22 protein-coding genes and 2 pseudogenes are annotated in these 22601 nt (G+C 70.4%); 10 read left to right on the top strand and 14 right to left on the bottom strand.

The genetic code is table 11. From position 1 onward, the window contains the following. Window positions 1-67: 67 nt before the first annotated feature. The 6 genes from VI078_07535 to VI078_07510 all read right to left on the bottom strand — a co-directional run bounded on the left by VI078_07535 (window position 68) and on the right by VI078_07510 (window position 7654). Complete coding sequence (locus VI078_07535) at window positions 68-2764, bottom strand: hypothetical protein (protein HEY5999141.1); 2697 nt, start codon at window positions 2762-2764, stop codon at window positions 68-70. A 40-nt stretch (window positions 2765-2804) separates the two neighbouring features. Continuing rightward, the gene (locus tag VI078_07530; GenBank protein ID HEY5999140.1) at window positions 2805-4043 is read right to left on the bottom strand and encodes a hypothetical protein; all 1239 of its coding nucleotides are present in this window, start codon (window positions 4041-4043) and stop codon (window positions 2805-2807) included. Then, on the bottom strand, window positions 4031-4474 hold the full coding sequence (locus tag VI078_07525; protein HEY5999139.1) for a cytochrome C: 444 nt from the start codon (window positions 4472-4474) through the stop codon (window positions 4031-4033). Before VI078_07525 ends, VI078_07530 begins: the two co-directional genes overlap by 13 nt. Before the next feature lie 11 nt (window positions 4475-4485). Then, entirely contained in the window at window positions 4486-5727 is a 1242-nt protein-coding gene (locus VI078_07520; GenBank protein HEY5999138.1) for a hypothetical protein, read from the bottom strand. 269 nt (window positions 5728-5996) lie between these two features. After that, window positions 5997-6524: a shikimate kinase gene (locus tag VI078_07515; protein ID HEY5999137.1), complete on the bottom strand. Its 528-nt coding sequence runs from the start codon at window positions 6522-6524 to the stop codon at window positions 5997-5999. Then, entirely contained in the window at window positions 6524-7654 is a 1131-nt protein-coding gene (locus tag VI078_07510) for a tetratricopeptide repeat protein (GenBank protein HEY5999136.1), read from the bottom strand. The genes VI078_07515 and VI078_07510 overlap by 1 nt, the downstream gene beginning before the upstream one ends. Window positions 7655-7700: 46 nt before the next feature. Between VI078_07510 and VI078_07505 the strand changes: the two genes are divergently transcribed. The 8 genes from VI078_07505 (at window position 7701) to VI078_07470 (ending at window position 16481) form a co-directional block, all read left to right on the top strand. Beyond that, window positions 7701-9047 carry a hypothetical protein gene (locus VI078_07505; protein ID HEY5999135.1) on the top strand — a complete coding sequence of 449 codons (1347 nt, stop codon included), beginning with the start codon at window positions 7701-7703 and terminating at the stop codon, window positions 9045-9047. A 70-nt stretch (window positions 9048-9117) separates the two neighbouring features. Further along, window positions 9118-9579 (top strand): hypothetical protein, encoded by a 462-nt coding sequence (locus tag VI078_07500; GenBank protein ID HEY5999134.1) that lies wholly within the window; start codon window positions 9118-9120, stop codon window positions 9577-9579. Window positions 9580-9732: 153 nt separating this feature from the next. Next, on the top strand, window positions 9733-11313 hold the full coding sequence (gene serA / locus VI078_07495) for a phosphoglycerate dehydrogenase (protein HEY5999133.1): 1581 nt from the start codon (window positions 9733-9735) through the stop codon (window positions 11311-11313). Window positions 11314-11386: 73 nt separating this feature from the next. Continuing rightward, complete coding sequence (locus VI078_07490; GenBank protein ID HEY5999132.1) at window positions 11387-11740, top strand: histidine triad nucleotide-binding protein; 354 nt, start codon at window positions 11387-11389, stop codon at window positions 11738-11740. Window positions 11741-11807: 67 nt separating this feature from the next. Further along, window positions 11808-12449 (top strand): PHP domain-containing protein, encoded by a 642-nt coding sequence (locus VI078_07485; GenBank protein ID HEY5999131.1) that lies wholly within the window; start codon window positions 11808-11810, stop codon window positions 12447-12449. Window positions 12450-12576: 127 nt separating this feature from the next. Beyond that, window positions 12577-13581 carry an SPFH domain-containing protein gene (locus VI078_07480; protein ID HEY5999130.1) on the top strand — a complete coding sequence of 335 codons (1005 nt, stop codon included), beginning with the start codon at window positions 12577-12579 and terminating at the stop codon, window positions 13579-13581. Between the two features lie 42 nt (window positions 13582-13623). Next, window positions 13624-14316: a zf-TFIIB domain-containing protein gene (locus VI078_07475; protein ID HEY5999129.1), complete on the top strand. Its 693-nt coding sequence runs from the start codon at window positions 13624-13626 to the stop codon at window positions 14314-14316. A gap of 68 nt (window positions 14317-14384) precedes the next feature. Further along, window positions 14385-16481 carry a GAF domain-containing protein gene (locus VI078_07470; GenBank protein ID HEY5999128.1) on the top strand — a complete coding sequence of 699 codons (2097 nt, stop codon included), beginning with the start codon at window positions 14385-14387 and terminating at the stop codon, window positions 16479-16481. A gap of 34 nt (window positions 16482-16515) precedes the next feature. On the opposite strand, the gene VI078_07465 is transcribed toward VI078_07470, so the two are convergent. Further along, a complete protein-coding gene (locus tag VI078_07465) occupies window positions 16516-17853 on the bottom strand; it encodes an ammonium transporter (GenBank protein ID HEY5999127.1) in 1338 nt (445 codons plus the stop codon). Between the two features lie 343 nt (window positions 17854-18196). Here VI078_07465 and VI078_07460 point away from each other — a divergent pair, with 343 nt between their 5' ends. Together VI078_07460 and VI078_07455 are read left to right on the top strand one after the other, a co-directional pair. Continuing rightward, window positions 18197-18430, top strand: a complete 234-nt coding sequence (locus VI078_07460; GenBank protein ID HEY5999126.1) for an AbrB/MazE/SpoVT family DNA-binding domain-containing protein — start codon at window positions 18197-18199, stop codon at window positions 18428-18430. After that, on the top strand, window positions 18427-18840 hold the full coding sequence (locus tag VI078_07455; protein ID HEY5999125.1) for a type II toxin-antitoxin system VapC family toxin: 414 nt from the start codon (window positions 18427-18429) through the stop codon (window positions 18838-18840). The genes VI078_07460 and VI078_07455 overlap by 4 nt, the downstream gene beginning before the upstream one ends. A 9-nt stretch (window positions 18841-18849) precedes the next feature. On the opposite strand, the pseudogene VI078_07450 reads toward VI078_07455, so the two are convergent. From VI078_07450 to VI078_07420, 7 genes and pseudogenes are all read right to left on the bottom strand, one after another. Beyond that, window positions 18850-18990: pseudogene (locus VI078_07450) on the bottom strand (hypothetical protein). 66 nt (window positions 18991-19056) lie between these two features. Beyond that, a pseudogene (locus VI078_07445) lies at window positions 19057-19193 on the bottom strand (ammonia channel protein). Window positions 19194-19294: 101 nt separating this feature from the next. Next, window positions 19295-19966 carry an ATP-binding cassette domain-containing protein gene (locus VI078_07440; protein HEY5999124.1) on the bottom strand — a complete coding sequence of 224 codons (672 nt, stop codon included), beginning with the start codon at window positions 19964-19966 and terminating at the stop codon, window positions 19295-19297. Then, on the bottom strand, window positions 19963-20631 hold the full coding sequence (gene modB, locus VI078_07435) for a molybdate ABC transporter permease subunit (GenBank protein ID HEY5999123.1): 669 nt from the start codon (window positions 20629-20631) through the stop codon (window positions 19963-19965). Before modB ends, VI078_07440 begins: the two co-directional genes overlap by 4 nt. A 30-nt stretch (window positions 20632-20661) precedes the next feature. Beyond that, on the bottom strand, window positions 20662-21432 hold the full coding sequence (gene modA / locus VI078_07430) for a molybdate ABC transporter substrate-binding protein (GenBank protein ID HEY5999122.1): 771 nt from the start codon (window positions 21430-21432) through the stop codon (window positions 20662-20664). Between the two features lie 22 nt (window positions 21433-21454). Then, window positions 21455-22372: a radical SAM protein gene (locus VI078_07425; protein ID HEY5999121.1), complete on the bottom strand. Its 918-nt coding sequence runs from the start codon at window positions 22370-22372 to the stop codon at window positions 21455-21457. 9 nt (window positions 22373-22381) lie between these two features. Continuing rightward, window positions 22382-22561 (bottom strand): hypothetical protein, encoded by a 180-nt coding sequence (locus VI078_07420; protein HEY5999120.1) that lies wholly within the window; start codon window positions 22559-22561, stop codon window positions 22382-22384. Window positions 22562-22601: the final 40 nt, after the last annotated feature.

Raw genomic sequence — 22601 nt, 5'->3', positions numbered from 1 at the left:
CGTCCCGGGGCTGAAAAAAAGAGGGGGCGGCCCGTCCGGGCCGCCCCCATTGTTTCCCCCGCGCCGATCAGAAGCCGACCGGGCGCTGGTAGTTGTCGGGGGCTCCTCCGTTGAGATCGCGGATGGAATCGATCATGATCTGGGCGGTGTAGTTCGTGTTGTGGGCCCAGTCGCCAGGCTCCTTGAAGGCCATCTGGAAGTTGTGCGCGCCCTTGAGAAGGCGCGGGGTCCAGTGATCGAAGCTGGTTTCACCCGGGTCGACGATGCCGTTGTCGTTCGCGTCGTTGAAGAAGTACGGGTACTGGGTCTGGCTGTAGGCGATCGGGAAGCCGAGGGTGGTCCGGGCGTAGCCGCGCATCGCGGTATAGAGGTCGTCGCGCAGTCCGTGGATCTCGTCGATCAGCTTCTCCGCGGTGTTCCCGTCGCCGTCGTAGTCGTACGGCCGGTTGAGGCGGATCGTCTCGATGTCGCCGCCGGTGATCTCCGTGTGACAGTTCGCGCAGACCGGCGTCAGGCGGGGCAGGAAGGTGTGCCGCGTCGCCGTGATGTCATGGCAGTAGGCGCACCACGCCGATTGACCGCCCCAGTGGTTGAACTTGAGGGCGTACGTCATGCCCGGGTACTCGTACCCCACGCCGGCCTGCTTGCCGTAGAGGCTTGCGCCGGCCGACAGGTAGTGCACATTCAGGAACTTCAGCGAGGGGTCCATCACGTCGTCACCGATCGTCCCGATGGCGACGTCGATCGTCTTCTTGGACTCCCGGCCCTGGTGGCAGGTGATGCAGATGAAGGACTCGTCGGGGTTGAGGGGATCGTTGAGGATGGTCGTCGGGTCGGTCGGCGGGCTCGGGAAGGTCACCTGCGACACGAGGCGCAGCGGCGGGGCCGATGCGAAGTTCGTTCCCGTATGGCAGGTCTCGCATGACATGCGTGAGGCCGGCGGCAGCGGATTCGGCGAGTTCGTGAACCCGTTTTCGATGTAGTAGCGGAAGCCCGCCTCCCCGGAGTGGCAGCGCGTGCAGGCCGCGTCGACAAGACCGTCGGCGTCGTTGTCCCAGTGACGGAAGGCCTCGCTGGCGGCATCGAAGTGGTTGAGGTCGTTGCGCGCCAGGCCCGCCACCGGACCGCTCGGCAGGAAGGAAGCGAGGCTCTGGATGGAGTCGTACATGATCTCCACCAGGTACTTGGGATTGTGCGCGTGGGTCCCGGGGTCCTTCTGATACACCTGGTAGTTGTAGCAGGCCTTCAGCAGCCGCGGCGTGAAGGACTTGTAACCGGTGCGGTCGGCGGCATAGAGGAAATAGGGGTACGTGGCCGCGTCGTACACGATGGGGAAGCCCTGCGCCGTGCCGTACTCCTGGATCTTTTCGTAGAGCTTCGCCGCGACACCGGCGAGCTCGGCCGCCATCCCCTCGGTGACGTTCCCGTCCCCGTCGTAGTCCTGGGTCGACCCGGCCATGCGGATGGTCTTGACGCCGGCGTAGTCGACGGCCGCGGGGTGGCAGGTGCGGCAGAGCTGGAGGTCCAGGGCGAGCGAGTGCGGGTTGTGGCACTCCTGGCAGACGTTCGCGGCGGACACGTGCAGCAGGCGCTGGTCGTAGACCTGGCCGGGGTACTGATAGCCGCCTTTGGCGACGCCTCCGAACATGGTGGCCGCCGCGGCGAAGTAGTGGATGTTGGTGAAGCTGATGGAGGTGTCGATCGTGTCCTCGGGCTTGCCGGCGAGCCTGCGGTCGACGCTCACGCTCGACTCCCGCCCCTGATGGCAGGTCGAGCAGATGGACTCGTGCCCGAGGCCGGTCACCGTGACCCCGGAGGGGAATGTCACCTGTGTGAGGGCGAAGGAAGTCGGGTCGTGGCAGAGCAGGCAGTCGACGACGGTGCCGACGGGCACCGGGTTCGCGATGGCGCCGGTGGCGACGTACTCCAGATACCCGGGCTTGCTATGGCAGCGGGCGCACGACGTCGGTATCGCGCCGTCCTTGTCCCAGTGGCTGAAGGGCTCGCCGTTGGCGTCCGCGTGGCCCGAGGTCACCCAGAGCTCCCCCTCGAGGGCCCTGGTGACGGACACGAGTGTCTGGGCTCTCCTGACCGTGGTTCCGCGCCAGCCCCCGCTCGCAAAGTTGATCGTCGCGGTGGCAACCACCGGCTGCACTTCCGGCGCCGGGTTCGAGAACGCCAGGGAGCCGAAGGCGGTGAGCGTGAACACGGCCCGCCCGAGGGCATCGGTGGTGGCGACCGCGGGCGTGACCTTCACGTAGTAGGGGGCGGAGCTTGCGGCATGTACCGGCGCCCCGGCGATCCCGTCGCCCGCGCCCGTGAGCGCGGTCACGACAATGGTCGTGGAGAGGGTCTGAGCCATGCTGACCGCCGTCTCGCTCACCGCGAGGCTGCCGACGGCGGGCAACGGGCTCACCACAAAGGTGGTCGCCATGGTCACCCCGTTGGCGAGGGCGAGGAGCCGCGCCGCGGGCTGGAAGCGAAAGCCGTACCGGGACGGTGTCACGGTGTAGGTGTCGCCGGGAAGGCCGGCGAAGCTCACCACCCCGGTGTCGCCCGTGACCCGCGTCGCCGTTCTCCCGAGGTCCTTGCCCACGACCTGGACGGTGACCCTGCGGCGCTGGGCGATCGTGCCGTTCACGGTGACGCGCAGCGTCGATGCTTCCGCGAGCGAAGTGGCGACCCCGCCGATGACGAGCAGCAACGCCGTCGCCACGGCTGTGGCCCAGAGTCGTCTGTTGTTCCCACCGCGTAGTGCTTTCATGCTGGTTCCTCCTTCGCCTTTGCCTAGTCAGGCCAGGCCCTCACCGTTGCGTGTGGCACAGAGAGTTGTTGAAGCAGTTGTCCGGCAGACTGGGTGGCGCGCTGGGCCGGCGGTGACAGAGACCGCAGACCCCGGCGTTCCCGTCCTGCGTGGTCGTGTGCGTCCGTCCCGGCGGCCGCCACGGGGCGGGCGAGTGCGGCGTCGGCGCCGTGTGGCAGCTGGCGGACCGATAGCAGCTTCCCCCCGGCACGCTCCCGCTGAAGAGCCTCCCGTGGCAGCTCTGGCAGGCCGGGAAGCCCCGCGTCGGGCTGGGCCGTTCCTTGGCGCCGGCGCCGTGCAGATCGGGACTGGCCCAGCCTGGCGGGTGGGGGTGGCACAGGGTGTTGTTGAAGCACCCGGGCGCCGCGCCGGCCGGCGGATGAGCGTTGCGGTGGCAGGCGAGACACACCGGGGCGTTGCCCTGGTCGGTGGTGGTGTGGGTGAAGCGGGCGCGCCAGGGCGAGGGCGGGTGCGGGGCATCGACCCCGTGGCAGGGGAAGCAGGAAACTCCCGCGCCGTTCCCGCGGTAGTCGGACCCGTGGCACCCCGTGCAGAAGAGGAAGCCCGAGGAAGGCCCCGGCCGGCCCTTGGCGGCCGGCCCGTGGCTCGTGGGGTCGCCCCAGCCTCCCGGGTGCACGCCGCGCTGGGTGTGGCACAGGGTGCCGTTGAAGCACCCCGGCTGTCCGCCCGAGCCGGCGTGGCGGTGGCACTGGGCGCAGACCGGGGCGTTGGCGGTGTTGGTCGTGGCGTGCGTCTGCGGACCGCCGCGCCACGGCGCGCGCGGGTGGGGAGCGGGCACCCCGTGACAGCGCGCGCACGGCGTGTTGACGATCCCGCCGGCGAAATCCGTCCCGTGGCAGCTCTCGCACCAGGCGAAACCGCCGGAGGGCCCCGGGGCGGCCTTGGCCGCGGCACCGTGCCGCTGCCAGGCACCCCAGCCTTCCGGGTGGATGAACGTGGCCGGACCGCCCGGATGACAGGCCGTGCCCTTGAAACTCGCGCTGAAGCAGCTCACGGCGGAGACCCCGCCCTTGAGGTCCGTCCCGTGGCACTCGACGCAGCGCGCGGGGGCCTTCCGGTAGGCCTTTCCGTGGTCGGCGATCCAGTCCTCGGGATGACCGACCCCCGGCGTGAAGAGCACGTCATTTCGCGACTTGCTGCAGCCCGCGACCGCCACGACGAGCAGGAGCAGCCAGGGGAGGCTGCGCCGCAACCGGCCCACTCCAGCTAGCGGTGACATTGCTGACACCTCGCTTCACTCGTGCGGCCGTGGCAGCGGAAGCAGGCGGCCGGGTTGAGACGTCCGTCGATGCGGTGCTGGGCGACGTAGGAGCGCGGGTGCGGCATCATGCGCTCCGGGGCGTCGGCGTACTTTTCGGCGGGAGCGATCTCGTCGCGGTAGGCGTGGCAGTCCGCGCAGAAGGACGCCCGGTGGCAGCTCCCGCAGAGGTCGCGGTCGCGCGAGGCCGGGGCGCCGTGTGCCCGGGCGAACGCCGGCGTGTGGTCGTAGATGTTCCGCCAGTCGTCGTGGCATTCGCTGCAGCGGGGACTGCCCTCGACCTTTTCCGGGTGGGTGGTCTGCAGACTCTTGCCGGCCGCGCAGGCCCCGAGGGCGGCGAACGCCACGAGCAGCGCGAGGACACGGAGGATTCGTGCAGGTCGTTGTCTCATCGCGCACCTCCTCATGGCTTCGGCCCGGCGGCGAAGCCGTAGACGAGCTTGATCATCCCCCGCACGTCACTGCTGAAGTACGGGTCCGCCGTGTAGCTGAGGTCCGCCGCGAGGCGCAGCGCCGGGCGCAGCGCAAAGCCCACGGCCACGGTCCCGGTGGTCCCGACGTCCTCGCCGTCGATGGCCTCGTCGTAGTGCTGGCTGCCGAGATCCAGCGCGAGGTCGAAGCGTCCCGGCCGCCAGGTGCCGTAACCGCGATACTCCCGGTAGCGCAGGTTCGGGGAGTCCCCGTCCACCCGGTTGTACGAGAGGCCGGCGCCCAGGCTGCCGCTCGCGTACCGCAGTCCGGCACCGGCCGCCTGGGCGTCCCCCGCGACGTCGTAGGCATAGTCCCGCCACGAGACGGAGGCCGTCAGGCCGACCGTGAATGCGTACGACGCCTCGACGCCCGCCAGGCGCATCCCCTCCTCGCCGGCGAGGTTTGCCGGGAGGAAGGCGGTGACGTCCGCGGCGCGGAAAAAGGCCTTGTAGTCCACGTCCTGGTATTCCCCGCCGAGCGTGAGGGCCGGGAGGGGGACGACGCTGACCCGGTAGTGGTGCTCCATCCAGGCCGACTGATCGATGCTGTAGGCAGACCTTCCGTCCAGCGTCACCATCCGGAAGGGGCGAAGGAAGATGTCGAATCCCGTTTCCTCGCGCAGGTCCGCCCCGTCATTCCGTTCCTTGAGGTACGAGGCGCCGACGTCCCAGCGTCCGTACCGCCGGTGCGCGATGCGGGCGCCGTAGATGAGATCGCCATCGCGTCCGTCGTCGTCGGTCTCCACGGGAACGCCGACGTACGCCGCGGCCGACAAGCCGCCGGCAAGGTCGCCACCGAACGAAAGGCCGTCCAACCGCTCGGCCAACGCCACCCCGCCCGTGACCTCGAGGCGTCCGAGCCGCGCGACACGGTTCCCGGTGGCGCCGTGCCATGCGAGATGCCCGTACTGCAGTTCTCCCCTGGTGGTGTCGCCGTTCGTCTCCTCGCCGAGGTCGACCCGTCCCCAGCCGCCGACGTTCAGGGAGAACGCACCGCCCTTCCCGAGGGCGGAGGAGAACTCGAGAAATTCTGCGAGGGGAGCGTGGCGCTCATCGTCGTTGGACTCCCAGGAGCGTAGATAGGTGCGTGACGTCCCCTCGGTCCCGGCGCGCGCCTCGTCGGCGGACAGCAACGGCGTCAGGAGCAGCAGCAAGAGCAGCAGAGCGCTTCTCATCCCCACGGCGAACCTCCTCCCGCAAGAGCGTGCGCCCGCCGCGGTTCACAACCGCAGAAACGTCCTCTGAGCGCCTCGGGGGCACTCGTCCGCGGCCATGACACCCGGGGCTGGCGTCATTGAGTTCAATGTATGCACCGAGGTTGCGGGAATCCTCTGAGGAAAAGACCCCAATTGCGCAGCCGAGAGGCCTTCGCCTCCCGGGGGGGACATCGGTTCGGATTCGGCCCTTGACGGGCCGCGCCTTGCGCTCTGGAGGGCCGCGACGCTCAGCGGCGGGTCGCTGCCGCCCGAGTGCGGAGCGCCCGGGCCACCGCACGGACGATCGCCGCGGGAGGGCGGCCATCGACATCCACCGCGATGTCGGCGTGACGCTCATACAGCGGCGTGCGCTCCGCGAAGATGTCCGCGAGCGTCTGGCCGGATGCGTTGGCGATCCCCCGGCGGCCGTAGTCGTCGATGCGCGACGCCAGGAGCGGGAGGCTCGCCCGCAGGTGGACAATCGTCCCCAGGCCGCGCAGGTGCTCCATGGCCCGCGCGCTGTAGACGGCGCTGCCGCCGGTGGCGATCACGGCCCCGCGCGCCTCGATGCCGAGGATCGCCGCCTCCTCGAGCCGCCGCAGTTCGTGGTAGTCGTCCTCGTCGACGATCTCCTGCAGGCGCCGCCCGTCCGCCCGCTGAATGAGCAGATCCGTGTCCACGAAGTCGAGGCCGAGGTGCTTGGCCAGGAGCACGCCGACGGTGCTCTTCCCGGCGCCGGGCATGCCGATCAGGACGATGTTCCCGTCCGCGCGCATCAGCGCAGTCCCTTCGCCCAACGCTCTTCGAACTCGCCCACCTCCAGGCGCGTCTCGTCGCGGAAGGCCTCCGCGAAGGGCCGGCCCTCGCCCACCGCGGCCACGATGCGGCGCACGGCCCCGAACCCCCGCAGCTCCTCGAGGTCGGCGACGGCCAGCCGGGCGGCGGCGTAGCCGGCCGTGACGCTGCCGCCGCGTCCCCTGAGCGTCCGGTCGACGTCGTCGAGCGTCGTGAGCAGCTCGGCCTGGTCCCCGTGAGCGGCGAACCAGGCCCGGGCCGCGGCCACATCCCACCCCTGGAAGGCGGTGGCGATCCCCTCGTTGAACCAGAGCGGCAACCCCTGCGGCGCCATCTGGTGCAGGAAGGCGTGGGTCATCTCGTGGACGAGGATCCCGGGCAGGCCGGCGGCCTCCTCCACGTCCGAGAGCCCGCCGACCGGAATGCGGATCTTGCCGTCGTAGGCCCCGCCCGCCCAATCCGGCATCCGCGTGATGTCGCGGAACGCGTCGCGCGAGTAGAGGATGACCGTGATGTCGCCGCGGGGGTACTCGCCGAGGCGGTCGTGCAGGACATCGAACGCCCGGTCGAGGAACCCGAAGAAGCCCCGCACCAGCGCCTGGGGCACGTCGCGCTCGTAGAGCACAATGAAGTGGCGGCCGCTCTCCCGGCCCATGCCCTCCTCCGCCGCCATCTCCCGGCGGGCCCGGTCGATCTTCGCGGCCAGCGCGTGCGACCCCCCGGCGGCAGCCGCGGTCTCCCACTCGCCGACGGCCTTGTTGAGGAGTCCCTCGCGATCGTAGAGGTCGCCGGAGAGCTCGTGCGCCGGCCCGCTCCCGGGGTCAAGCTCCAGGGCCTCGTCGACGGCGCGCCGCGCGCCGCGCAGGTCATTGCGCAGAAAGAGCACCCGCGCCAGCGCCAGGCGCAGGCCCGCGTCCTCCGGGCGCGCCTCGGCCGCGTGTTCCAGGTCCTCGGTCGCATCCTGGAGCCTGCCGGCCTCGAGGTGCTCCCGGCTCCGGCGCACCAGTTCGTCCGGATCGTCGGCCGCGCGACAGAGCGAGGCGGGAGCGGCGATCGCGAGGGCGGCTGCGACCGCGAGGCGGCGGCACGACCGGGTAGCGTGTGGCTTCACCAAGACGTAGATTATATACGGACCTGTGGGTGTCATGAGGTGGATCATGGGCGCTCGCGCAACGGTCACCGGTCTTCTGTCCCTTGCCCTCCTGGCGGCCCCGGTCGTGTGCCCGGCCGGCGCGAAGGTTCCCGTCTACCTCTTCTATGCCGAAGGCTGTTCCTCCTGCAGCGCCGAGAAGGCCTTCCTCACGCGCCTCACGGCGCAGATCCCGGAGCTGGAGGTGCGGCTCTTCGAGGCGCAGTTCGACGAGAAGAACGGCGCGCTGCTGGCACGTGCGGCCGGGCTCTACGGGTTCGACGTCACCGTCGTCCCGGTGACCTTCATCGGCGCGACCGAGCCGATCATCGGCTACCACGACGACGCCGAGACGGGGGCGGCGATCGAGAAGCGCGTGCGCCGCTGCCTCGCCCTCGGGTGCGAGGACCCGATCGCCCTGCTGCTTGCCGGCAGGGGCGAGGAGGCGTCGCGGCTCGCCAGGGAACGAGGCGCTCCCGCCGAGACCGGCAGCACCGTCATGGATCTGCCCCTCGTCGGCGCCACCGACCTCGCGCGCCTGCCCCTGGTGACCATCTCGGTGGTCCTCGGCGCCATGGACAGTTTCAACCCCTGCGCCTTCTTCGTGCTGTTCTCGTTGCTCGGCATCCTCGTGCACGCCCACTCCCGCCGCCGGATGTTCTTTGTCGGCGGGACGTTCGTCGTGTTCTCGGGCCTCGTCTACTTCGTCTTCATGGCGGCGTGGCTGAACCTCTTCCTGCACCTCGGGGAGCTGCGCGCGGTCACGACGGCCGCCGGGGTCGTCGTCCTCGTCATCGCTGCCATCAACATCAAGGACTACTTCTTCTTCAAACGGGGGGTCTCAATGACAATCCCCGAGAGCCGGAAGCCCAGGCTCTTCGAGCGGATGCGCGGCCTAGTCCAGGCGTCGTCGGTTCCGGCGCTGGTGCTCGGCACCGTGCTCCTCGCGCTCGCGGCGAACACCTACGAACTGCTCTGCACCGCCGGGTTCCCGATGGTCTTCGCGAGGATTCTGACCCTGAATCGTCTCTCGCCGGCCGAGCACTACCTCTATCTCGGGATCTACAACCTCGTCTACGTCCTCCCCCTCGCGTGCGTCGTCGCCGTCTTCTCGTTCACCCTCGGCGCGCGCAAGCTGACCGAGGAGCAGGGGCGGGTCATGAAGCTCGTCTCCGGGCTGATGATGCTCGGCCTGGGCCTCGTCGTCCTGATCCGCCCGGCCCTCTTCAACAGCATGCTCGCCGGTGTCGGGCTGCTGGCGCTGTCCCTGGCCGTTGCGGCCGCGATCGTTGCGCTGGGGCGGGCGTGGAAGGCCGTCGGAGGCGGGCACGGACACCACCCCCAGGTGCCGCGGAGCGCGGTCGGGCCCTTGTAGCGCGCGAGCCAGCCCCGCGCGGGACGGCCGCCGGGACCGGGCGCAAACCAGCCGTCGGCGGAGGTGCGAGATGAAATGGACGGTCGCCGTCGTGGCGCTGGTCGTCGCCGGGCTGGTCGGGGGCGCGGCGGTCGCGCAGGAGAAGGCCAACCCGCTCCCGCTGAGCGGTTTTGTCAAGAAATTCACCGATATCCGCGCCACATCGGCCCAGAAGGAGGTCGGGCTGCCCGAGGGGACGTGGTACGAGGGGACGATCACCGTCTCTGACGTGGACTACTACAAGCCGCAGGGCCAGGACCCGCCGTGGATCGAGATCAAGGACTGGAACTACCCGGGCGGGTGCTACATGCTGCTGTTCCGGACGAACGACGTCGATGGGGGGCTCAAGCTGAGCATCGGCGACCAGGCCGTCATCCGGGCGAAGCTCTCCGAGATCGGCGTGCACCTCGGCAAGTTCGTCTCGAACTGCGAGACCCACGTCGGGCTCTTCCGGGAGGCCGAGATCCTGACCATCCACAAGCCCACCAACTGAGGGCCCCCACCGCTGTCTTCCGGCGCCCCGGTTCTTCTTGACAGGAGGGGCCGGGGGGCCGAAAATCCCTCCGTTTGACAGGGGATGGGGTGACGTGCGGCCGGGGGTCCGCGCCGGCCGGGCACGTGGATCTCTTCACAGCACGGAGGGCTCATGAAGGTACTCATCAGCGACAACCTCTCGCCCCGCGGGGTGGAGATCCTCAAGAAGGCCGGGCTCGAGGTCGACTTCCGCAGCAAGACCTCCGCGGAGGAGATCGAGCAGCTCATCCCCGGCTACGACGCCCTCATCATCCGCTCCGCGACGAAGGTCACGGCGGGGCTCCTCGAAAAAGCCGGAAAGCTCAAGGTCATCGGCCGGGCCGGCAGCGGCCTGGACAACGTCGACATTCCCGCGGCGACGAAGAAGGGCATCGTCGTCATGAACACGCCCGGCGGCAACACCGTCACCACCGCCGAGCACACCATCGGGATGCTGTTCGCCTGCGCGCGCATGATCCCGCAGGCCTACGCCTCGATGAAGGCCGGCAAGTGGGAGAAGAAGAAGTTCGAGGGCGTCGAGCTCTGGGACAAGACCCTCGGCGTCGTCGGCCTCGGCGCGATCGGCAGCGTCGTCGCCAACCGCTGCGCCGCGCTCGGCATGAAGGTGCTGGCCTACGACCCCTTCATCTCCACGGAGAAGGCCAGGGCGCTCGGCGTCGAGCTGGCCGACCTGCCGACCATCTGGAAGCGCGCCGACTTCATCACGCTGCACACCCCGAAGACCAAGGATACCGCCAACCTCATCAACGCGGCGACGATCGCCCAGATGAAGGACGGCGTGCGCATCATCAACTGCGCGCGCGGTGGCATCGTCAACGAGGCGGAGCTGGCCGAGGCGCTCAAGAGCGGCAAGGTCGCGATGGCGGCCTTCGACGTCTTCGAGAAGGAGCCGCCCGCGCCTGACCACCCGCTGATGGCGCTGGAGAACTTCATCGCGACGCCGCATCTTGGCGCCTCGACGGCCGAGGCGCAGGAGAACGTCGCGACGGCCGTGGCCGAGCAGGTGGTGGACTACCTCGTGCAGGGCACGGTGCGCAACGCGGTCAACGTTCCCTCGGTGCCGGCGGACCAGCTCCCGGCGCTCGCGCCGTACATCGGACTCGCCGAGAAGATGGGCCTCTTCCAGGCGCAGTTGAGCGACGGCGGGCTGACCGAGGTGCGCGTCGAGTACAGCGGCGAGGTCGCGGCCCTCAAGCTCGAGCCGATCACGCTGGCCGCGCTCAAGGGCCTGCTGACGCCGATCCTCGAGGAGAACGTCAACTACGTCAACGCGCCGCTGATCGCCAAGGACCGCGGCATCGAGGTCAAGGTCTCGACCTCCTCCGGCGGCACGGAGTACACGAGCCTGATCACCATCCGGATCAAGTCGGGCGGGAAGGAGCTTGCCGTCGCGGGGACGCTCAACAGCCGCAAGGAGCCGCGGATCGTCCGCGTGGACGACTTCCCGATGGAGGCGGTCCCCGACGGCGAGATGCTCGTGCTCATGAACAACGACAAGCCGGGGGTCATCGGCGGCACCGGCACGCTGCTGGGCGAGAGCGGCATCAACATCGCCCGCATGCAGTTCGGGCGCGAGAGCGCCGGCGGCCGCGCGATGTCCGTCGTCAGCATCGACAGCCCCGCCCCGGCGGCCGTGATCGAGCGGCTGAAGAAGCTGCCGAACGTCCTGTCGGTCAAGCAGATCCGGGTCTGAGGGAGGGTCGGAGCGTCAAGTGGCCGCCGGCCGGGCGGCGGGTGGCAGGGAACAACACGAGCGGAGGACCGTGATGGCTGACGTGGAGGAGTGCGTATTCTGCAAGGTCGCGCGCGGGAAGCTCCCCGCCTACATTCTGCACAAGGACGAGCACGTCCTGGCGTTCCACGACATCAACCCGCAGGCCCCGGTGCACGTGCTCATCGTGCCGCTCAAGCACATCACCGACCTCGAGGCGATCGGCGCGGAGGACAGCGACATCGTCGCGCGCATGTTCGAGGCGGCGCGGAAGGTCGCGAAGGAGCTGCGCTTCGAGAGCAACGGCTATCGCCTCGTGATCAACAACGGCCGGCCGGCGGGCCAGATCGTGCCCCACCTGCACCTGCACGTGCTCTCCGGCCGCTCCTTCGGCTGGCCGCCCGGGTAGCGTCCCGCATGGACGTCCGCCGCGGCGCTCCCGAGGGGCCGCGGCGGCGTGACGTCTCGTTTCGCCCATGGCCGCCCCCGGCTTCGCCATCGACCTGCACGTGCACACGCACCTGAGCGGCGACAACGCCGCCGACCCCGAGGAGTGCGTCGCGCGGGCGATCGAGCGGGGGCTGCAGGGCATCGCGTTCACCGAGCACTACTCCTACGGCGTCTCCGAGCCCATCGAGGGGTTGCGGGAGCGCTACCGCGCCGCGCTGCTGGTCGTGCGCGGCGTGGAGTTCTCCACCGCGGAAGGGCACTGCCTCGTCTTCGGGGTCGACACCGACCGTCTCTGCGCGCCGTACGCGCCGGCGGCGGAACTGGTCCGGCTCGTCGGCGAGCGGGGCGGCGCGGTCATCCCCTCGCACCCCTACCGCGGCGGCGGGACCGGGCTGGGCGACTGCATCCTCGCGCTTCGCGGCATCACGGCGGTCGAGGGGCACAACGGCTGCAACGCCGGTGGACTGAACCGGCGCGCCATCGAGGCGGCGCGGCGGCTCGGGCTGCCGGTCACCGGCGGCTCCGACGCCCACCGGCCCGAGGACGTCGGTGACTGTTTCACGCGCTTTCGTCGCCGCGTGACCGCCGACAACCTGGTGGTGCTGCTCCGCGGCGGGGAGTACGAGGCCGTCGACACGCGGAGGGCCAGCGCGGGCCTGTTCCGGTAGGGCGTGGCGGCGCGACGGTGTTGACGGGCAGCGCCCGATCCCGTAAGAGTGGGGGCCGGGTCCCGCGTGGCCGCGCGGCCCGCCCGGGCGCGGCGACCCGGGGGAGAGGAGGAGGGCGACGGTGACCATGATCGACGGCCTGCGGCGGCAGCTGCGCTCGGTGATCCAGTGGCAGGACCCCTCCCCGGAGACGCTGTTCGTCCGGTGGACGGACAACGGGGACGAGATCAAGAACGCCTCGAAGCTCATCGTCGGGCCGGGGCAGGGCTGCATCTTCGTCTACGAGGGGCGGGTCGAGGCGGTCATCGAGAAGGAGTGCCTCGTCGACCTCAAGACCGAGAACGTCCCCTTCTGGACGACGGTCAGCAGGTTCATGCAGTTCTTCGCGAGCGAGCACAAGGCGGGCATCCACTACTTCCGGATGGCGAAGGTGCTCGACCAGAAATGGGGCACCGCGTCGCCGGTGCGCTACGAGGACCCGAAGTACGGCATCCCCGTGGGCCTGAGCGCCTACGGCAACTACAGCTTCCGCATCAAGGACCCGCGCTGGTTCTTCGTGAACGTGGTCGCCGGCGCGCCGGTCTTCACGGTGGAGGACTTCCGGCGGGTGATGAACGACCGGATCGTCCAGCCGCTGGGCGACCACCTCGCGGAGGCCCGGCACTCCTATGCGGACATCGACGCGCAGCGCGAGGAGATCGCGGCCGGGATGCAGGGCCGGCTCCAGGCGGAGTTCGCGCAGCTGGGCTTCGAGATCACGGACTTCCGCATCGAGGGGACGGGCTTCGACGCGGACACGGTGCGGCGCATCGGTCGCATCGCAGACCTCTCCGCCGAGGCCAGGGGCGCCCTGGCCGCCGGGCTGGACTTCGGCCGGCTCCAGCAGCTCGAGGGCCTGCGCGAGGCGGCGCGCAACGAGGGCGGCGGCGCCGGCGTCGGGCTCGGCCTCGGCGCAGGGGTCGGTTTCGGCCAGATGATGGCCGGGGCCGTGACCGGCGCGCCGGGCGCGGCCCCCCCGGGCGGGGGCGACGCCGCGGCCCGGCTGGAGCAGCTGGAGAAGTTGCGCGCGGCCTCCCTGGTCACCGAGGAGGAGTACCGCGCGAAGAGGAAGGAGATCCTCGACCGTCTCTGACGCCCGCACCGGGGGCGCCGGGGGAACGGTCGGTCGGTCACGATGGCCCGCTGCCAGTGGTGCACGGCGCCGCTGCCGCCCGGGGTGGCGCTCTGCGGCTACTGCGGGCGGCGCAACGACGTCGATCTGCAGGGGGTGCACGAGTTCACGGTGAGCGTGCCCGCATCGCCGCGGATCTGCCCGGCCTGCGGCGTGCCCATGCAGACCATCGACCTGCGGCTCGGCGGGACGTTCTACATCGAGCGCTGCGAGCGCTGCCTCTCGCTGTTCTTCGACCCCAACGAGGTGGAGACGCTCCTCGAGAAGTCGACCTCCGCCGTCTTCCAGGTGGACCGGGCCCGCCTCGAGGAAATCGCGCGCGGGCGGCCCGACGCGGCGTCGGCGGCGCGCTACTACCCCTGCCCGGTCTGCCGCACGGCGATGAACCGCGTCAACTTCGGCGCCCGCAGCGGGGTCATCGTCGACCAGTGTCCGAAGCACGGGATGTGGCTCGAGAGCGGCGAGCTGCGGCGGCTGCTGGAGTGGCGCAAGGCCGGGGGCCAGATCCTCGACCAGCAACGCAAGACCGAGCGGCTGGCGGAGGAGCTGGAGCTGGAGCGGCGGCGCTCCCGCGACGCCGCCCTGGTCCGGGCCGGGGCAGCCGCCGGAGGGGATGGGGGTTCGCTCCCCCCGCTGGCGGACGCCGCGGCCGGCGTCCACGCCTTCGTGCGGACGGTGCTCAGACTCTTCAGTTGAAGGGCGCGGGTGCCAGCCGCGCCCGGGCAAGCGGCGTTTGACTTTCGCGGGGGAGCTGGTAGGTAAGAATGGCGCGGCCATCCGCGCGCGGCCTGGGGATGGTCCTGGAGGAGGAGCAACGCATGGAGGAGGCGCGCCTGGCGAGCCTCTACCGCATTTCGCAGCAGCCCGTGGAGAGCGAGCAGGCGTTCCTGGACCACGCGCTCCACGAGGCGCTCGCCCTCACGGGCAGCCGGTACGGCTACATCTATCGCTACGACGAGGGGAAGCGGGTGTTCACCCTGAACTCCTGGTCGCGCGACGTCATGGCGGACTGCGCCGTCGCCTCGCCGAAGACCTGCTACGAGCTCGACCGGACCGGCATCTGGGGCGAGGCGGTGCGCCAGCGCCGGCCGATACTGATCAACGACTTCGAGGCGGAGCACCCGCTGAAGAAGGGCTATCCCGAGGGACACGTCGCCCTGCGCAGGTACCTCACGGTCCCCGTGCTCCGCGGCGAGTCCATCATCGCCGTCGTCGGCGTGGCCAACCGGGAGTCGGACTACACCGGGCGGGATGCCCTGCAGCTGCGCCTGCTGATGGACGGGGTCTGGAAGAGCCTCGACCGCGCGCGGGCCGAGCGCGCGCTGCGCGACAGCGAGGCGCGCCTCGCCGAGTCACAGCGGGTCGCGCGGATCGGCCACTACGACTACGACGTGGCCGGCGACCGCTGGACCAGCTCGCCGATGCTCGACGAGATCTTCGGCATCGGCGCCGCCGACCCGAGGGACATGGACGGCTGGCTGCGCATCGTCCAGCCCGACGACCGGGAGGCGATGCGCGCGTACCTCGTGGAGCAGGTCGTCGGCGCCCGGGTTCCGTTCGACCGCGAGTACCGCGTCCAGCGCGCCGCCGACGGGCAGGTGCGCTGGGTCCACGGGCTCGGCCGCATCGAGTGCGACGAGGGCGGGCGCGTCGTCCGAATGTTCGGCACCATCCAGGACATCACCGAGCGGCGCCGGGCGGACGAGCAGCGCCGCCAGCTCGAGCAGCAGGTCCTGCACGCGCAGAAGCTCGAGAGCCTCGGCGTGCTCGCCGGGGGGATCGCCCACGACTTCAACAACATCCTCATGTCGGTGCTTGGCAACGCGGGGCTGGCGCGGCTGCGCGTGGCGCCGGAGTCGCCCGTCGCCGAGAACCTGCGGCAGATCGAGCTCGCCGCGGGCCGGGCCGCGGACCTCGCCCGGCAGATGCTCGCCTACTCCGGCAAGGGCACGTTCACGGCCGAGGCCACGGACCTCAACCGGCTCGTCGAGGAGATGGAGCAGATGCTGCGCGTCTCGATCTCCAAGAAGGCGGTGCTGCGCCTGCGGCCCGCGCGCCCCCTCCCGGCGGTGGACGTCGACCGGACGCAGATCCGCCAGGTCCTGATGAACCTCGTCATCAACGCCTCGGAGGCGATCGGCGAGAGAAGCGGCGTGATCGCCGTCAGCACCGGCTGCCTGCGCTGCAACCGCGAGTACCTGCGCGAGCTGCGGGTCGACGAGGAACTCCCCGAGGGCCTCTACGTCACGCTCGAGGTCGCCGACACCGGCTGCGGGATGGACCGCGGAACGGTCGCGCGGATCTTCGACCCCTTCTTCACCACGAAGTTCACCGGCCGCGGGCTCGGCATGGCCGCCGTCCTCGGGATCGTGCGCGGGCACCGCGGCGCGATCAAGGTCTACAGCGAGCCGGCGAAGGGCACGACATTCAAGGTCTTCCTCCCGGCCAGCGCCAGCCAGCCCGAGCTGCTCGCCGCCCCGCAGGGGGAAGACGGCTGGCGCGGCCGCGGGCTCGCCCTGCTCGTCGACGACGAGGAGAGCGTGCGCGCCGTCGGGACGGAGATGCTCCGCGAGCTGGGCTTCGAGGTCATGATCGCCCGGGACGGGTGCGAGGCGCTGGAACGCTACCGGGAGCGGCCCGCCGATCTCGTGCTCCTCGATCTGACGATGCCGCAGATGGACGGCGAGCAGGCCTTCCGCGAGCTGCGCGCGCTCGACCCGCAGGCGCGGGTGGTCGTCTCGAGCGGGTACAACGAGATGGAGATCGCGGGGCGGTTCTCCGGCAGGGGCCTTGCGGGCTTCGTCCAGAAACCCTACACGCTCGAGACGTTGAGGAACGCGCTGCGGGTGGCGCTCGGCTGAAGGGGCCGAGCGCCGCCCCGCGCCGCCCGCCCTTTCAGTCCAGGAGCGTGTATGCCGACTCCCGGTGCCCGGTGAGGTCGAGCCCGACGCGCTCCTCGTGCTCGGAGGCGCGCAGGCCCATGACCGCGTCCACCGCCTTGAGCAGGACCCAGGTCGCGGCGAGCGACCAGGCGGCGGTGAGCGCCACCGCCTTGAGCTGCACGAAGAACTGCGCCGGGTTGCCGTAGAACAGCCCGTCCGCTCCCGCCGGATTCACGGCCTTCGTCGCGAAGAGCCCCGCCGCGAGCGTGCCCCAGACGCCGCCGACCCCGTGCACGCCGAAGGCGTCGAGCGTGTCGTCGTAGCCGAGGCGCGTCTTCATGACCACGGCCGTGGCGTAGCAGACGGCCGCCGCGCCGATGCCGATCCAGACGGCCCCGAGGGGCCGGACGAACCCCGCCGCCGGGGTGACCGCCGCCAGGCCGGCCACCGCCCCGGTGATGAGGCCGAGCATCGTCGGACGCTCGTTGACGACCCACTCGATGAGCGCCCACGTCAGGCCCGCTGCCGCGCCGGCGAGGTGGGTTGCCAGGAAGGCGGCGCCGGCGACCCTGCCCGCGCCCAGCGCGCTGCCGGCGTTGAAGCCGAACCAGCCGAACCAGAGGATCCCGGTCCCGAGGACCGCGAAGGGGAGATTGTGCGGCGGCGCCACGTTCTCCGGATACCCCATCCGCTTGCCGAGAACGAGCGCTGTCACGAGCGCCGCCATGCCGGCGTTGACGTGCACGACGATTCCCCCCGCAAAGTCCAGCGTCCCGGCCTCGCGCAGGAAGCCGCCGATCCCCCAGACCCAGTGGCAGACGGGGTCGTAGACGAGCGTCGCCCAGAGCAGCGAGAAGACACAGAAGGCGGAGAACTTCATGCGCTCGGCGAAGGCGCCGAGGATCAGCGCGGGCGTGATGATCGCGAACATCATCTGGAAGACCATGAAGACCTGGTGCGGGATCGTCGCGGCGTAGCCGGGGTGCGGATCGAGCCCGACGCCCTTGAGGCCGAACCAGCCCAGGCTGCCGATCCAGCCGCCGACGTCGGGGCCGAAGGCGAGGCTGTAGCCGAAGAGCGCCCACTGGACGCTGACGATGCAGACGAGGATGAAGCACTGCATGAGGATCGACAGGATGTTCTTGCGCCGCACCAGTCCCCCGTAGAAGAACGCCAGCCCCGGCGTCATGAAGAGGACGAGCGCCGCAGAGATGAGCACCCAGGCCGTGTCGCCGGCGTCGACGGCCGGGGGCGGCGCAGCCTCGGCGGCCGCGACGACCGTCGCGAGCACGACGGACAGCAGGAAGAGCACCAGGAAGAAGAGCGGGACCTTGAAGAAACGGAGTCTCATGCGGCCTCCCGAGGTAGTGTTCCTACGCATTCGTTGGATTTGCGCTGCATGCCGTACCTTGTTCGCAAGATGCGTACCCGATGCGAGGCTTGGCCGAACAACTTGATATTGCGAGCCATTTAGAAAAAGGAGACCCGGGCGCTTCGCCGAACTGTCCGCTGCGCGCGACCGATCGGTCTGATCTTCAGGAAAAGGATGGGCGGACGGTACGAATTCCATCGCCGCGGACGTTGCTGCAACGTTACCGGCCGGAAGAGCGGTCATTGCGCGCGGCAGGCGTGGAGTGATATTCTTACCAAGTATTACTTGTCACGACACCGGCAGCTGCGGTGGGGAGAAGACCATGGAAACGACACTGGTGACGAGCAAGGGGCAGGTGACGATCCCGAAGGCGCTCCGGCAGCGGCTGGGAATCCGTCAGGGCTCGCGGATCGAGTTTTCGGTCGTGGGCGACCACGCGGAATTCCGCGTGAAGGGCGCGCCGGTGGAAGAGTCGAGGAGCGGCTTCGCCATGGTCAGGAGCAGGCGACGGACGGTCCCGGCCGACTTCGATCCCGCGAGCCTGCTCAAGCCATGATCGGGCTCGACACGAACGTCCTCGCCCGCTATTACGTCGCGGACGAGTCGGATGCCGAGGCTGCCCGACAGCACCAGGCGGCCGCTCGCCTCGTCGACGCCGGCGAGCCGCTGTTGGTCGCCAAGACCGTCGTGCTGGAATTCGAGTTTGTCATGCGCGGCTACTACGAGCTGCCGGCGAAGGACATCCTGAAGGTCCTGCGTCATCTGCTGTCTTTGCCGCACGTGACCGTCGAGGATCGTGAAACGGTGGCTCTCGCCCTCTCGCACTGCGCGGCAGGCCTGGACTTCGCGGACGCCCTGCACCATGCCAGCTATCGGGAATGTGATTCCATGGCCTCCTTCGATGACCGGCGGTTCGCCCGGCGGGCCGCGAAGATCGGCTTGAAGCCCCGGGTGACGGTGCCGTAGAGCGCGGACCATCACCACCGCCGACAGGTAGCAGAGACCGGCGGCGCCGATGCCGATCCAGATCGCGCCGACGGGATTCACGAGACCGGAGGCCGGAGCGATCGCGACCAGCCCGGCGACCGCGCCGGTGATGACGCCGAGCACCGTCGGGCGGCGAACATCATCGGGAAGACCATGAAGGCCTGGCGCGGCACCGTGGCCGCGTAGTCCTTGAAGGGCTCGAGCCTCACGCCCTTGAGCCCGAACCAGTCGAGGCCGCCGATCAGGCTCCTCACGTCGGGGCCGAACGACAGGCTGTAGCCGAAGAGGGCCCACTGGACGCCGACGACCCAGACGAGGATGAAGTACTGCATGAGGACGGAGAGGATGTCTTCCGACGCACCAGCCCCCCGGAGGAGAAGGCCAGCCCGGGCGTCATGAAGAGCACCAGGGCGAGCGGCAGCCCGCGCGGCGCTCAGGCGGCCGGTGCCCGAGCCGTCCCGGAGTGCACGGCGCGGCCTCGCTCGTAGGGGATGATCCGGTCGGCCAGCGCCCGGGCCTCAGCCGGGTCGTGGGTCACGAGGACCGTGGGCACGCCCTCGCGCCGCTGGACCATCCGCAACAGCGTGCCAAGGTCGCGCCGGAGGGCAAGGTCGAGCGCCGAGAACGGCTCATCGAGCAGGAGCAGCTGCGGGCGGCGCACCAGCGCGCGGGCGAGCGCCACCCGCTGGCGCTGGCCGCCTGAGATCTCCGCGGGGCGCCTGCGCTCGAGACCGGCGAGGCCGAAGCGACCGATCAGAGCGCCTGCTCTTTCGACGCGCTCCGCGGCCGGCAGGCCGTGGCCACCGTACTGGACGTTCTCCAGCACGCTCATGTGCGGGAAGAGGGCGAGATCCTGGAAGACGAAGCCCACGGAGCGCTCCTGCGGCCGCAGATCCACGCCGGTTGCGGTGTCCAAGAGGACGCGCCCCCCGGCGGCAATCCGCCCTGCCTCCGGCCGGGCAAGGCCCGCGATCATCCGCAGCGTCAGCGACTTGCCGGAGCCGGACGGCCCAAAGAGCACCGCCAGTTCGTCGCCGATCGACCAGTCGACGGCCAGCGCGAAGCCGTCGAGGCGCGCCCGCAGCGAAACGGTGAGGCCGCTCACGCTGCGCCCCGCACCAGCCAGTTGGCCCCGAAGAGCGCCAGCGCCGAGATCCCCGTGAAGAGCGCCACGAGCGCGTGGGCATGGCCCCATTCGCCGCCCGCAACCGCGCCGTAGATCGCCAGCGGCATGGTGCTCGTGCGTCCCGGGATATTCCCCGCGAGCATGAGGGTCGCGCCGAACTCCCCCATGGCCCGCGCGAACGCCAGGATCGCGCCGGCCGCGATGCCACGCCGCGCGAGCGGGAGGGTCACCCTCAACGCCGTCCACAACTCGGAGTGGCCGAGGGTTCGGGACGCGTCGACGAACATGGGGTCGACCGCCTCGACCGCAGCCCGGCTCGTCTTGATCATGAACGGGAGCGCGACGACGAAGGAAGCGACGACGGCGGCCTCCCAGGTGAACATCACGCTCCAGCCCGTCCAGCGGTGCAGTGGGCCGCCAAGAAGCCCGTTGCGGCCGAGGAGCAGGATGAGGTAGTAGCCGACCACGGTGGGGGGCAGGACCAGCGGCAGCGTGATCGCAGCGTCGAGCAGCTCGCGGCCGGGAAATCGGCGACGGCCGAGGAGGTAGCCGGCCGGGATGCCGGCGAGCGCCACCAGGGCCGTCGCGATGGCGGCGACCCGCAGCGAGAGCGCGAGGGCCGAGAGCGCTGCGTGGTCGAGCATGGCCTCTCCCCCGGTGTTGCGCTGGGGCCGTTACCTGGTCTCGACCGCGGGCTTGAAGCCGTGGCGGGCGAGGACGGCCCGGCCGGCCGGAGAGAGCACCGCGGCGATGAAGGCCCGGCCGGCGTCCGGGCGCGGGGCGGACGCAAGAAGCGCGACCGGGTACACGATCGGCTGGTGGCTGTCCGCCGGCGCCGTGGCGGCGACGCTGACGTCGCCCGGCCTCGTCATCGCGTCCGTCGCATAGACCATCCCGGCGTCGACGTCGCCCCGGGCAACCCATTCCAGGATCTGGCGCACGTTCTCGGCCGGGACAAGCTTCGGCTGCAGCGCGGCGGTCAAACCGGCGCTCGCGAGAACCTCGGCGGCATAGCGTCCCGCGGGGACCGTGGCGGCGTTGCCAACGGCCACCCGGGCGACGCCCGCAGCGGCGAGATCGGCAAGCCTCGCGATCCGCCCGCCCGCGCCAGCGGGGACGACCAGCACCAGCTCGTTGGCCGCGAAGTCGACGCGGCTCCCTGGCCGGAGCATGCCGGACCTTTCAAGATCGTCCATGTCCTTGGGGGAAGCCGAGGCGAAGACGTCGACGGGGGCGCCCCCGCGGATCTGCGCCACGAGGTCCCCCGAAGCGCCGAAGTTGAATGCGGGCGGCCCCCCGGCGGCCGAGGCGACAAGGGCGCCGATCTCGGTGAAGGCGGCCTTGAGACTGAGCGCCGCGGAGACGAGGGCGGGGTCGGCGGCGGACGCAGGACGGGCCACGGTCAGCGCGAACACCGCAAGCAGCAGGGCGGCAGCCGTTTTCATGATGATCTTCCTTTCCGGCGGTCTATACGGTGTCGCAGTACTCCTCGCCGACGCGTGCGAGGAGCGTCTCGGTCTCCATGTCCCGGTCCTCCCCGAGCATCCCGCAGGCGTCGGACCGGCACTGGCGACAGTGGTTGATGAGCGGCAGGAACGGGGCACAGCGTTCGCGCATGGCGTGAATGTCAGCAGGCGTCGGCGGCATCACCCCGGCGAAGTCGCCCTGGGGGATGAGCGGCGTGAGGTTCATGACGTGGACGCCGAGACCGGCGGCCCGTTGCGCGATCAGGGGGATCTCGGCGTCGTTGACCCCGGGGATCAGGACGCTGTTGAGCTTGGTGACGATGCCCGCCTCGTCCGCGCGTCGGAGCCCCTCCCATTGCCGCTCGACCATGAGCATGCCGGCGTCGATGCCGTGGAGCGTCACGCCGTCGAGGCGCGCCCACCGGTAGATCCTCGCTGCGGTCCCGGGGCGCACGGCGTTGACCGTGACGGTCAGCGTCAGCCGCCCGAGACGGCGCAGCTCTTCGACCCGTTCGGGGAGCAGCAGCCCGTTCGTCGAGAGGCAGAGCGTGACCTGCGGATACTCGGCGTGAACGAGGCGCAGGGCGCGCAGCGTCTCGTCGTTCGCCAGCGGGTCCCCGGGTCCCGCGACGCCAACCACGGAGAGCCGGCCGTCGCGCTCGACGACGGCCCGCACCCGTTGCATTGCCGCCTCCGGCGTGAGCACGACGGAGGCGACGCCGGGGCGCGACTCGTTGACGCAGTCGAACTTCCTGACGCAGTAACCGCAGCGCACGTTGCACCGCGGGGCGACCGGGAGGTGGATCCGCCCGTACTTGGTGTGCGCCCCGCGATTGAAGCAGGGGTGGAACTCGATGACGCTCACGTCCTTGGTCACGGTCGCCGCTGCGGCGCTTCCTTCCGACAGTGTCATGCCCATGGCTCCCCCTCACGCCGCCGGGGCGTGCGTGTGGCATCGCTTGGCGCAGGCGCGAGCGCAGGCCTCGCAGCCGATGCAGTCGCCCCGGTCCGCCACCGACATCACCTTGTTGCCCATCGCGTCGCCATACTCGTCCTCGCCCGCGAACGGCTTCTCGATCAGCGCGAGCACGGTGCGCCCGCAGGGCATCCTCCTTCGTTCGCTTCATCTGCGCGCCTGTGCTTGAGCG

Source organism: bacterium (assembly GCA_036524115.1).
Taxonomy (GTDB): Bacteria; JAUVQV01; JAUVQV01; order JAUVQV01; family DATDCY01; genus DATDCY01.
Note: the sequence above shows the minus strand (reverse complement) of the source record. Positions and strands in the feature narration are given on the sequence as shown.

Excerpts from the sequence above, each read along its gene's own strand:
- VI078_07525 (HEY5999139.1), bottom strand. The coding sequence starts at position 4,474 with ATGAGACAACGACCTGCACGAATCCTCCGTGTCCTCGCGCTGCTCGTG.
- VI078_07470 (HEY5999128.1), top strand. The coding sequence starts at position 14,385 with ATGGCGCGGCCATCCGCGCGCGGCCTGGGGATGGTCCTGGAGGAGGAG.
- VI078_07535 (HEY5999141.1), bottom strand. The coding sequence starts at position 2,764 with ATGAAAGCACTACGCGGTGGGAACAACAGACGACTCTGGGCCACAGCC.
- VI078_07475 (HEY5999129.1), top strand. The coding sequence starts at position 13,624 with ATGGCCCGCTGCCAGTGGTGCACGGCGCCGCTGCCGCCCGGGGTGGCG.
- VI078_07520 (HEY5999138.1), bottom strand. The coding sequence starts at position 5,727 with ATGAGAAGCGCTCTGCTGCTCTTGCTGCTGCTCCTGACGCCGTTGCTG.
- VI078_07465 (HEY5999127.1), bottom strand. The coding sequence starts at position 17,853 with ATGAGACTCCGTTTCTTCAAGGTCCCGCTCTTCTTCCTGGTGCTCTTC.
- VI078_07420 (HEY5999120.1), bottom strand. The coding sequence starts at position 22,561 with ATGCCCTGCGGGCGCACCGTGCTCGCGCTGATCGAGAAGCCGTTCGCG.
- modB (HEY5999123.1), bottom strand. The coding sequence starts at position 20,631 with ATGCTCGACCACGCAGCGCTCTCGGCCCTCGCGCTCTCGCTGCGGGTC.
- VI078_07455 (HEY5999125.1), top strand. The coding sequence starts at position 18,427 with ATGATCGGGCTCGACACGAACGTCCTCGCCCGCTATTACGTCGCGGAC.
- VI078_07480 (HEY5999130.1), top strand. The coding sequence starts at position 12,577 with ATGATCGACGGCCTGCGGCGGCAGCTGCGCTCGGTGATCCAGTGGCAG.
- serA (HEY5999133.1), top strand. The coding sequence starts at position 9,733 with ATGAAGGTACTCATCAGCGACAACCTCTCGCCCCGCGGGGTGGAGATC.
- VI078_07500 (HEY5999134.1), top strand. The coding sequence starts at position 9,118 with ATGAAATGGACGGTCGCCGTCGTGGCGCTGGTCGTCGCCGGGCTGGTC.
- VI078_07425 (HEY5999121.1), bottom strand. The coding sequence starts at position 22,372 with ATGGGCATGACACTGTCGGAAGGAAGCGCCGCAGCGGCGACCGTGACC.
- VI078_07530 (HEY5999140.1), bottom strand. The coding sequence starts at position 4,043 with ATGTCACCGCTAGCTGGAGTGGGCCGGTTGCGGCGCAGCCTCCCCTGG.
- modA (HEY5999122.1), bottom strand. The coding sequence starts at position 21,432 with ATGAAAACGGCTGCCGCCCTGCTGCTTGCGGTGTTCGCGCTGACCGTG.
- VI078_07505 (HEY5999135.1), top strand. The coding sequence starts at position 7,701 with ATGGGCGCTCGCGCAACGGTCACCGGTCTTCTGTCCCTTGCCCTCCTG.
- VI078_07515 (HEY5999137.1), bottom strand. The coding sequence starts at position 6,524 with ATGCGCGCGGACGGGAACATCGTCCTGATCGGCATGCCCGGCGCCGGG.
- VI078_07460 (HEY5999126.1), top strand. The coding sequence starts at position 18,197 with ATGGAAACGACACTGGTGACGAGCAAGGGGCAGGTGACGATCCCGAAG.
- VI078_07485 (HEY5999131.1), top strand. The coding sequence starts at position 11,808 with ATGGCCGCCCCCGGCTTCGCCATCGACCTGCACGTGCACACGCACCTG.
- VI078_07490 (HEY5999132.1), top strand. The coding sequence starts at position 11,387 with ATGGCTGACGTGGAGGAGTGCGTATTCTGCAAGGTCGCGCGCGGGAAG.